This window comes from Bacteroidales bacterium (assembly GCA_018334875.1).
GTDB lineage: Bacteria > Bacteroidota > Bacteroidia > Bacteroidales > UBA12077 > JAGXLC01.
The window spans coordinates 1-10,321 of the sequence record JAGXLC010000129.1 but is presented as its reverse complement, the minus strand read 5'-3'; the positions used below and the strand labels follow the sequence as shown (position 1 = coordinate 10,321).

Sequence of the window (10,321 nt, the reverse complement as noted above, 5' to 3'; positions counted from 1 at the left end):
GCCATGGACTGCGGTCCTGCCTGCCTGCGCATGATCGCCCGGTATTATGGAAAGCATTATTCCCTTCAAACCCTCCGCGACCGAAGTTACATCACCCGTGAAGGCGTCTCCATGATGGGCATCAGCGATGCGGCTGAATCCATTGGCTTTCGTACCATGGGCGTGCGGATTAGCTGGGATCAACTGATCAGTGAGGCGCCCCTTCCTTGTATTGTCCATTGGCAGCAGAAACACTTCGTGGTGGTTTATAAAATAAAGAAAAATACGGTATATGTATCTGACCCCGCACGCGGCAGAATACGCTTCCCCAAAGAGGAGTTCATGCGGGGCTGGGCTACCACCCGGGAAGAAGGTGTGAATAAGGGATTGTGCCTCCTGCTGGAGCCCACTCCCGATTTTTACAAACGGGAAGATGAAAAGCTGGATAAATCGGGATTTGGATTTCTTTTACAGTACATGAAACCGTATAAAAAATTCATCGTTCAGCTCTTCCTGGGCTTGTTGCTCGGAAGCCTTCTGCAGCTCATCTTTCCTTTCCTTACCCAGGCCATTGTGGACCGGGGCATCAACAATCAGGATCTGGATTTCGTTACGCTCATCATCATAGCTCAGTTGGTGCTGATCGCCGGGCGGACCTCCGTGAATTTCATACGAAGCTGGATCCTGCTCCACCTGAGCACCCGCGTTAATATTTCACTGATCTCTGATTTTTTGATCAAGCTGATGAAGCTGCCCGTTGCATTTTTCAATACCAAAATGACGGGTGATCTGATCCAGCGTATTCAGGACCACCGAAGGATTGAAAACTTTCTCACCACCAATACCCTGAACGTGTTGTTTTCCTTTTTCAGCCTGGTGGTATTTGGTGTGGTTCTGGCCATATACAATTGGTGGATTTTTGCCATTTTCATCCTCGGCAGTAGTTTGTATATACTTTGGATACTGGGATTCATGAAGCGCCGCCGTGAGCTGGACCACCGGCGTTTTGCCCAGCTTTCCGATAACCAGAGCAATCTGATCCAGTTGATTACCGGCATGCAGGAAATTAAGCTGAACAACTGTGAAAAACAGAAAAGATGGGAATGGGAAGGCATTCAGACCCGCTTGTTTCGTGTACAGGTAAAGGGCCTGGCCCTTCAGCAATATCAGCAGGCCGGCGGCGTGTTCATCAATGAAGTAAAAAATGTGGTGATCACCTTTCTGGCTGCCAAAGCGGTACTTGACGGTACCATGACCCTGGGTATGATGCTGGCCGTGCAGTTTATCATCGGACAGCTTAACAGCCCGCTCCAGCAGATGATCCGGTTTTTCCATTCGGCCCAGGATGCCAGGATCAGCCTTGAAAGGCTGGGCGAAATCCATAACAAGGAAGAGGAAGAGGATGTAAGAGCGTCTAAGATTACCAGGCTACCGGAAAAAGCCGATCTGAACCTGGATCATCTGTATTTTCAGTATGAAGGTCCACACTCGCCCTATGTGCTGGAGAATGTGAACCTGCAGATTCCTGAAAAGAAAGTAACTGCCATTGTAGGGGTCTCGGGATCGGGGAAAACTACCCTGATCAAACTGTTGCTGGGATTCTATAACCCGGTACACGGATATGTCAAAATAGGCGATATACATCTGAATAATTTCAGCAATCGCGTTTGGCGGAGTAAGTGCGGCGTGGTGATGCAGGACGGTTTCATCTTTTCCGATACCATTGCCAACAATATAGCCGTCTCAGACGATTCGGTCGATCGGGAACGGTTGCTTCATGCTGTGAAAACAGCGAATATCCAGAATGATATTGAATCTTTACCCCTTGGTTACAATACCAGGATAGGGAAGGAGGGGATTGGCATGAGCCAGGGCCAGCAGCAGCGCATACTTATCGCCCGGGCGGTCTATAAGGATCCCGAATACCTTTATTTTGATGAGGCCACCAATGCCCTCGATGCGAATAATGAAATGGTAATCATGAACAACCTGCAGCAGTTTTTCCAGGGCCGTACGGTGGTGATTGTAGCCCATCGTTTGAGTACCGTTAAAAATGCCGATCAGATTGTGGTGCTCGACAAGGGAAAGGTGGTGGAAAAAGGAAACCATACCGAGCTTACCCGGAAAAAGGGCGCATACTATCACCTGGTAAAGAATCAATTGGAACTGGGATAATAGATCAGATAAAATTAAATTTAATTTAATGGGTTACTATGAAAAGGGATCAGTTTGAACTGGAAATATGCGCGAATTCCGTTGAATCGGTAATTGAAGCCTCAGAGGGAGGGGCCGGCCGTGTGGAATTATCCGACAACCTTTATGAGGGCGGAACAACCCCTTCCGCAGGTACATTGATCCAGGCAAAGAAAAGATCGGCCATCCCTGTTTTTGTGATCATCCGGCCGCGGGGAGGAGATTTTTGTTATACGGAGGATGAATTGGAGATCATGCTTAAGGATATTGAACAGGCCAAATACCATGGCGCGGACGGAATGGTTCTGGGATGCTTAAATCCGGATGGAACTGTTGATTATGAAAGTTGTTCCCGGTTGATAGAAAAATGCGGGGATTTACCAGTTACTTTTCATCGTGCTTTCGACATGACAAGAGATCCATGGGAAGCTTTTGAAACTGTAAAAATGTTGGGAGTTAGCAGGCTATTGACTTCCGGACAGAAAAATAAGGCCATTGAGGGTGCCGGCCTTCTTTCAGAACTAAGTAATGAGGCCGGCGATTCATTGAAAATTATGGCCGGCGGAGGCATTAATGAGGACAACATTGTGGCACTTGCCCAAAAAACCGGAATTACTGCTTTCCATGCTACACTGACCGAATTTGTTGAAAGCAGAATGCAATTCCGGCAAGAAGAGGTTTTTATGGGAGGATTGGCTGAAATACCTGAATACACCCGGAAAGTTACAAGTGCCGCCAGGGTGAGAAATGTGATTGATCTTCTGGAAAGCATATAGATTCAAATCAATTTGAAACATTGTACAAACACCAACCCCGAAACTCTGAAAAACTTTCAACATGTAATTATCGCGTAATTCATTTTATACTTGAACCACATAAGACACATAGAGCACATAGAGTAACACATAGAATTATGTCATTAAAGTACCTACACGTTCGGGTTCTTGCTTTACTGGATAATATTTTGAAAAACCTATGTGAACTCCTATGTTTTCTATGTGCCTATTGTGGTTCAGAAAATATTACCTGTTTGTAGGACATCGGACCCACATAAGGTCACATAGGTTTAACACATAGAAGAAATATTGTGAATAAGAATAATTCGGGTTAAAACATTTTATCTAATTTTGCGTTTAGAATAAAAATTATTTTTCATGTTGTTAATAAAATTTATACCATAAAATATTTATTTACAATTACTTCAAATAACATCTCAAAAAATATGAAACAAATAATTTTACGTGTACCGGATAATAAATATTCATTTTTTATTGAACTTCTAAATAATTTTGATTTTGTTACCATTGAAGAAGAAGGTATAGAAATACCTGAAGAACAAAAAAACAAGGTAAGAGAAAGAATGAAAAAAAGCCAGTCTAATCCTTCCAGGCTTCTCAAATGGAATGAAGTAAAGAAAAAAATCCAATTCTAAAATGGCAGAAGCTTTTTCTGTTGAAATTGAACCAGAGGCTGTTGAGGATATTCAAAAAGCTATTGATTATTATAATCATCAAAAATCCGGTTTAGTACCTTACCGGTTAAATTCTTGCTTTTTTGGGCAAAACCTGCCCGGTAAGGTACTGTGGCAAAATTTATGAGGCAATTTTCAACGATAAAAATAATTGAAAAAGATTATGACATTTATAAATTATGCCTCATAAATTTTGCTTGCTAATTTGGCCAAGCCAAAACGGAAACACATTAAATTCCTTGAAAGCATCCTGTTTGGTTTTGGCTTGTCCAAATTAGGAAAACGTTTTTTCAAGACAATCGACAAACATCTCAGTTTCCTTAAAAAGCATTATTTAGCATTTCATGTAAGGTATGATAAGATACGTTGCATGCCTGTCCGAAACTTCCCCTACATGATTCATTACCAGGTAAAGGAAAAAGAAAAGAAGATCAGTATCAAAGCCGTGTTTTCTACATACGAAAATCCCGATAAATGGGAAGAACGGGGTGAGTAATCACAATCAACATATAGCCTTCATTGGTTTATTTGGATCCTGATTTTATTAGCAAACACAGGGTTTTGAAAATCTGATGGTAAAGAAAAAATGACAGAGTTTTGAACATAATTTGTTTTGGCTTGTGTACATTAATTGTAAAGTGTAGGTTATTAGAAAGTAAGCAGAAAAAGACTCCGTCTTTTTTGAATTTTTATATCTTTGTCCTTTTGAACATAAATACAATTTCATGATAAAAATAACATTACCGGATCATTCGGTTCAGGAGTTTGAAGAAGGTGTAACAGGTCTGGACATCGCACGTTCCATCAGCCCCAGACTGGCTAAGGAAGTGTTGTCGATAACAGTTGACGGAGAAGTATGGGATCTTCACAGGCCTATAAAGAAAGATGCCAAAGTGAAGTTGAATACCTGGGACGATGAAGAAGGGAAACATACGTTCTGGCACTCTTCAGCCCACCTGCTGGCCGAAGCACTGGAGCAGCTTTATCCCGGAATTAAATTTGGAATTGGCCCGAGTATTGACCAGGGATTTTATTATGATGTGGACCCTGGCGACAGAACCATTACCGACGCCGATCTTCCCGAGATAGAAGAGAAGATGAAGGAGCTGGCAAGCCAGAAATTGGAGTTTGAAAGGGAAGAGGTGCCCAAAAAGCGGGCTATGAAGCACTACCGGGATAAAGGTGACGAGTACAAGGTAGAACTGATCAGTGAGCTGGAAGACGGCACCATTTCTTTTTATCAAACGGGTGAATTTGTGGATCTCTGTCGCGGGCCGCATTTGCCCCATACCGGTTATATTAAGGCCATCAAATTGCTGGGTGTTGCAGGAGCCTATTGGCGAGGCAGGGAAGACAATAAGCAGCTTACCCGTATATATGGCATCACATTTCCCAAAAAGAAGATGCTGGATGAATATCTCCATATGCTTGAAGAAGCCAAGAAACGGGATCACCGGAAGCTGGGAAAACAACTGGAGCTATTTACTTTCTCCCAAAAGGTGGGACAGGGTTTGCCCCTTTGGCTGCCTAAAGGTGCTGAGCTGAGAGAGCGCCTTGAAAATTACCTGAAGAAGATACAAAAGGAGTATGGCTACCAGCAGGTCATTTCACCTCATATCGGCCAGAAAGAGCTTTATGTTACTTCAGGCCACTACGCAAAATATGGTAAGGATTCTTTTCAGCCTATAACCACACCGCAGGAGGACGAGGAATTCCTGCTGAAGCCTATGAATTGTCCCCATCACTGTGAAATGTTCAAACATACGCAATATTCCTACAGGGATTTACCCGTGCGTTATGCCGAATTCGGGACGGTTTACCGTTATGAGCAGAGTGGCGAATTGCACGGGCTTACAAGAGTAAGGGGCTTTACCCAGGACGATGCCCACATTTTCTGCCGCCCCGACCAGCTTAAAGATGAATTCCAGAAGGTAATGGACATCATCCTGCAGATATTTAAAACCCTTCAGTTCAATAACTATACCGTTCAGGTCTCACTCCGCGATACCAACAGAAAAGAAGATTACATTGGAAGCGATGAGAACTGGGAGAAATCTGAACAGGCCATTATGAAAGCTGTAGAGGATAAAGGAGTGGAAGCAAAGGTTGTGTATGGTGAAGCTGCTTTTTATGGCCCCAAGCTCGATTTTATGGTGAAGGATGCCCTTGGAAGGGAATGGCAACTCGGAACCATCCAGGTGGATTACAACCTTCCCGAACGTTTTGAACTGGAATACGTCGGCGCCGATAACCAACGACACCGTCCCGTAATGATCCACAGAGCCCCCTTTGGTTCAATGGAGCGCTTTGTTGCTGTACTCATTGAACATACAGCCGGTAAGTTTCCCCTGTGGCTTACTCCCGATCAGGTTGTAGTGATGCCGATCAGCGAAAAATATAACGATTATGCAAAAAAAGTTTTGAATTTTTTAAATAATTACGATATTCGCACACTGATTGATGAACGAAACGAGAAGATCGGTAAGAAAATCAGGGACAACGAAATGAAAAAGATTCCTTTTCTCCTGATAGTGGGGGAAAAAGAAGTAGAAAACGAAACGGTCTCCGTACGGAAGCAAGGGGAAGGAGATCAGGGTTCTATGAGTGTAAATGAATTTAAAGATTTTATATTAAAAGAAATCCATAATCAGGTGGAATTTGTCAGTCAATAAATTATTTTTGTCGAACTAAAAGAAGGAGGGCAGGAAATATAGCAAGAAAAGGCTCAAAAAATAAGAAGCAACAACTCAGATACAGAATTAATGACCAAATTCGTGCTGAGAAGGTCAGGGTTGTTGGTGATAATGTTGATAATCCGGATGTTTATTCTCTTGATGAAGCCATAAAAATGGCAGACGAACAGGAACTGGATCTGGTAGAAGTTTCACCTAAAGCAGATCCTCCGGTATGTAAGATCGTGGATTATCAGAAGTTCCTTTATCAGCAAAAGAAAAAACAAAAGGAACTTCAGGCGAAAACCACAAAGGTGGATACTAAGGAAATTCGCTTCGGACCGAATACCGATGAGCATGATTATCAGTTCAAGTTGAATCACGCCAAAAAATTTCTCCAGAACGGCGATAAGGTAAAAGCTTTTGTTTTTTTCAAAGGAAGATCGATTATTTTCAAGGAAAAAGGAGAGTACTTATTGCTGCGATTGGCCAAGGATTTGGACGAATATGGGAAAGTGGAGAAAATGCCCAAACTGGAAGGAAAGCGGATGACTATGTTTTTAGCACCTAAAGCCACTAAGAAAAGTAAACAATAGATTTAAAAATTATAATGTTATGCCAAAGACCAGAATAGTTCCGGGGGCGAAAAAGCGTTTTAAAATGAGCGGTACCGGGAAGATTAGAAGAAAACATGCCTATAAGAGTCACTTGTTGACAAAGAAAGATAAGAAACGCAAAAGGAACCTGGGTTACTATACCACGGTCCATAAGTCGGATCAAAATAATATCAAGCGTTTGCTTGGGATGAAATAAGATGGAGTTAAATAATTTGTAGTGTTGAAACCAGAGTGCAACAGCCGAAAGAGTCTTTTTAAGCAGTAAAAGACCGCTGTTCATTCAAAAAACAAGAAAGTTATGCCACGATCAACAAATTCAGTTGCGTCCAGAAAGAGACGCAAGAAGATTATGAAACAAGCCAAAGGTTACTTTGGCGCGAAGAAGAATGTCTATACAGTAGCCAAGAATGCTGTGGACAAGGCAATGTTGTATTCCTACCGCGACCGGAAAAAGAAGAAAGGCGTATTCCGGCGGTTGTGGATACAAAGGATTAATGCAGCAGCCCGGCAGCATGGTATGTCCTATTCCGAATTGATGGGAGGAATCAGTCAGCAGAACATTCACCTGAACCGTAAGGTTCTCGCCGATCTGGCAATGAATCATCCCGGAGCTTTTAAGGCTGTGGTAGATGAGGTAAAAAATGCATAAAAGCTGCAATCCGTGTTATTCATGGCTTAATAAAAGATATAGGGGAGCTTTGTAAAGGCTTCCCTATTTGTTTTTTTAACACTTGTTTGTTTGTAAAAAATTATAAATTAGCACAATTTACAGTGAATTAAAACTATAGTGTGTCATGAGCAAACTGAACATCATAATCATCGGTTATGGCCGGATGGGCCAGGAAATTAAACAGCTAGCCGAAAAAAGAGGGCATCACATTCTGATGACCATCGATAAAGATAATCAGGAGGATTTTACTCCTGAGAATTTGAAAAAAGCCGATGTGGCCATAGAGTTTACCCTCCCGGATGCTGCCTTCGACAACATTATGAAATGTTTTGAGTCGGACCTTCCTGTAGTTTCTGGCACAACAGGGTGGATGGACCGGTTCTATGACCTCCGGAAATATTGCCTGGAGCATGATCAGGCCTTTTTTTATGCTTCCAATTTCAACCTGGGAATGAATCTGTTCTTCAAGGTTAATGAATATATGGCTAAAATCATGAATCAGTATTCCGATTATGATGTGGAGATAGAAGAAACACATCATGTGCATAAGGTGGATGCTCCGAGCGGTACAGCCGTTACGTTGGCCGAAAATCTCATAAGTGAGATCAAAAGAAAGAATAAGTGGAAAAAGGAGAAAAGGGAAGCCGAAGATGAAATTCCCGTTAAATCAATCCGTGAAGATGAAGTACCCGGAATTCACAGGGTAATGTATTCTTCTTCTTTCGATGAAATTGAGCTGAAACATGCTGCAAAAAGCCGGGAAGGCTTTGCACTCGGTGCAGTAATGGCTGCTGAATTCATTCATGGCAAACAAGGCATCTATTCTATGGACGATTTATTAAATATTTAAAATAAACTTATGAATATAAACAACATTCTGAAAAGCCGCTACTTTAAATTTGGATTGGCAGCACTCATTTATATCCTGTTGGTAATATGGCTGGAGAATGCCTGGTTTCTGCCTGGCTTGATTATCATTTTTGACTGGTTTATCACCAAAAAGGTGAACTGGACCTTCTGGAAGAAACCCGGAGAAAGGCCCAATAAAGTGATTGAGTGGGTGGATGCCCTGATTTTTGCCGTGATTGCCGCATCGCTTATCCGCCTTTTTATCATCGAGGCATACACCATACCTACCTCTTCCATGGAGAAAACCCTTCTGGCCGGTGATTATCTTTTCGTCAGCAAAGTCACGTATGGTCCTAAAATGCCTAACACCCCCATTTCTTTTCCTTTTGCGCATAATACCCTTCCGCTTACTTCTACCACCAAATCCTATGTGGAGTGGGTGAAACGGGATTATAAAAGGCTCGCAGGACTGAAACCAATAAAGCGGAACGACATAGTGGTTTTTAATTTTCCTGCCGGTGACACCGTTATTCTTCAAATGCAGGATAGAAATTATTATTCCATTTTACGGCAATATGCGCGGGAATTGAAAAACAGAGACATAAACAATGGTAAGCGCGTGCGTTCCTTTTCCGCCTATAAGCAAAGGGCCAGGGAATATATAAGGGAACAGTATGATGTTACCACACATCCGGTAGATAAAAGAACCAATTATATTAAAAGATGTGTTGCTCTTGCCGGTGATACCATCGAAATAGAACACGGGCAGGTGTATGTTAATGACAGTGAGCAAAAACATTTCGAACACATGCAGTATAATTATATTGTTAAAACCAACGGCACCAAGATCAATCCCGTACATCTGGACAGGATGGGAATTAACCGGTCCGATGTCAACTATATGCCTTCCAGCTCCTCTTATCATATGCCGCTTACCGAAGAAAATCTGGAAAAGATCAGAAATTTTTCCAATGTCGTCAATGTTACCCGGTATGAAAACAATTCATCCTCAGTAAATAATGGAATCTTTCCTTTTGACTCGGACTTTAAATGGACGGAAGACAACTTTGGACCGTTATATGTGCCGGAAGAAGGGGAAACGGTGGAATTAACCCCTCAAAATCTTCCGCTTTACGAGCGCATAATCAATACCCATGAAGGGAATGACTTGGAAATGCGCGACAGTACAATCTATATCAACGGGAAACAGGCAGACAGCTATACTTTTCAGATGGATTATTACTTTATGATGGGAGATAACCGGCACAACTCAGCAGATTCCAGGTACTGGGGCTTCGTTCCTGAAAATCATGTTGTCGGAAAAGCAGTCTTTATATGGCTTTCTGTGGACAGATTCGGAAGTTTTCTGGATAAGATCCGCTGGAATAGATTGTTCTCAGTAATCTCATAACATATATTTGAGTCCATTCTGAAAAAGCTAAGCGGCTTGTATTACAGGCCCGAAGTTTATTGGGTCTTCCGGAAAACTAAAAGGGCCGCTTATCGCCTTTTGCAAAATAAAACAGCAACAGAAGATGTATCAATCCAGCCGTGCCTTGTTATCTACTACATATCTGGGTCCTGTACAATTCTACACCAAATTCCTCCTGTACGATGAAGTATGGATTGAAACCATGGAGCATTACCAGAAACAAAGTTACCGAAACAGATGTGTCATTCTTTCCGGCAATGGCGAACTGTCACTAACCCTTCCGGTTACCAAAGACCAGCGAAAGGTTTTAACCCGTGATATACGTATCGATAATACACTGGAATGGCAGAAAAATCACTGGACCTCCATAGAATCTGCCTATAGCGCTTCGCCCTTCTTTGAATTTTTTATGGACGATTTCCTGCCGTTTTATAACCG

12 protein-coding genes are annotated in these 10,321 nt (G+C 42.3%); all 12 read left to right on the top strand.

Annotated features, from left to right (window positions below):
- The first annotated feature begins 3 nt into the window (after positions 1-3).
- Complete coding sequence (locus KGY70_11320; GenBank protein MBS3775770.1) at positions 4-2,154, top strand: peptidase domain-containing ABC transporter; 2,151 nt, start codon at positions 4-6, stop codon at positions 2,152-2,154.
- Positions 2,155-2,192: 38 nt separating this feature from the next.
- Positions 2,193-2,948, top strand: a complete 756-nt coding sequence (locus KGY70_11315; GenBank protein ID MBS3775769.1) for a copper homeostasis protein CutC — start codon at positions 2,193-2,195, stop codon at positions 2,946-2,948.
- 446 nt (positions 2,949-3,394) lie between these two features.
- Positions 3,395-3,604, top strand: a complete 210-nt coding sequence (locus tag KGY70_11310) for a hypothetical protein (protein ID MBS3775768.1) — start codon at positions 3,395-3,397, stop codon at positions 3,602-3,604.
- Between the two features lies 1 nt (position 3,605).
- Complete coding sequence (locus KGY70_11305; GenBank protein MBS3775767.1) at positions 3,606-3,770, top strand: hypothetical protein; 165 nt, start codon at positions 3,606-3,608, stop codon at positions 3,768-3,770.
- Positions 3,771-3,848: 78 nt separating this feature from the next.
- Positions 3,849-4,139 carry a hypothetical protein gene (locus tag KGY70_11300; protein ID MBS3775766.1) on the top strand — a complete coding sequence of 97 codons (291 nt, stop codon included), beginning with the start codon at positions 3,849-3,851 and terminating at the stop codon, positions 4,137-4,139.
- Between the two features lie 229 nt (positions 4,140-4,368).
- Positions 4,369-6,315 carry a threonine--tRNA ligase gene (gene thrS, locus KGY70_11295; GenBank protein ID MBS3775765.1) on the top strand — a complete coding sequence of 649 codons (1,947 nt, stop codon included), beginning with the start codon at positions 4,369-4,371 and terminating at the stop codon, positions 6,313-6,315.
- A 38-nt stretch (positions 6,316-6,353) separates the two neighbouring features.
- Positions 6,354-6,911, top strand: coding sequence for a translation initiation factor IF-3 (infC, locus tag KGY70_11290; protein MBS3775764.1), 558 nt, complete (start codon positions 6,354-6,356; stop codon positions 6,909-6,911).
- A gap of 19 nt (positions 6,912-6,930) precedes the next feature.
- Positions 6,931-7,128 (top strand): 50S ribosomal protein L35, encoded by a 198-nt coding sequence (gene rpmI, locus KGY70_11285; GenBank protein MBS3775763.1) that lies wholly within the window; start codon positions 6,931-6,933, stop codon positions 7,126-7,128.
- Between the two features lie 102 nt (positions 7,129-7,230).
- On the top strand, positions 7,231-7,581 hold the full coding sequence (gene rplT, locus KGY70_11280) for a 50S ribosomal protein L20 (protein MBS3775762.1): 351 nt from the start codon (positions 7,231-7,233) through the stop codon (positions 7,579-7,581).
- Between the two features lie 154 nt (positions 7,582-7,735).
- The gene (gene dapB / locus KGY70_11275; GenBank protein ID MBS3775761.1) at positions 7,736-8,452 is read left to right on the top strand and encodes a 4-hydroxy-tetrahydrodipicolinate reductase; all 717 of its coding nucleotides are present in this window, start codon (positions 7,736-7,738) and stop codon (positions 8,450-8,452) included.
- 9 nt (positions 8,453-8,461) lie between these two features.
- Complete coding sequence (gene lepB, locus KGY70_11270; protein ID MBS3775760.1) at positions 8,462-9,862, top strand: signal peptidase I; 1,401 nt, start codon at positions 8,462-8,464, stop codon at positions 9,860-9,862.
- 124 nt (positions 9,863-9,986) lie between these two features.
- Positions 9,987-10,321, top strand: a 335-nt coding sequence (locus KGY70_11265) for a WbqC family protein (protein ID MBS3775759.1), incomplete at its 3' end; no start/stop codon positions are given.

Coding starts and splice junctions, on each gene's coding strand:
- KGY70_11320 (MBS3775770.1), top strand. CDS start 4: ATGGACTGCGGTCCTGCCTGCCTGCGCATGATCGCCCGGTATTATGGA.
- KGY70_11315 (MBS3775769.1), top strand. CDS start 2,193: ATGAAAAGGGATCAGTTTGAACTGGAAATATGCGCGAATTCCGTTGAA.
- KGY70_11310 (MBS3775768.1), top strand. CDS start 3,395: ATGAAACAAATAATTTTACGTGTACCGGATAATAAATATTCATTTTTT.
- KGY70_11305 (MBS3775767.1), top strand. CDS start 3,606: ATGGCAGAAGCTTTTTCTGTTGAAATTGAACCAGAGGCTGTTGAGGAT.
- thrS (MBS3775765.1), top strand. CDS start 4,369: ATGATAAAAATAACATTACCGGATCATTCGGTTCAGGAGTTTGAAGAA.
- rpmI (MBS3775763.1), top strand. CDS start 6,931: ATGCCAAAGACCAGAATAGTTCCGGGGGCGAAAAAGCGTTTTAAAATG.
- rplT (MBS3775762.1), top strand. CDS start 7,231: ATGCCACGATCAACAAATTCAGTTGCGTCCAGAAAGAGACGCAAGAAG.
- lepB (MBS3775760.1), top strand. CDS start 8,462: ATGAATATAAACAACATTCTGAAAAGCCGCTACTTTAAATTTGGATTG.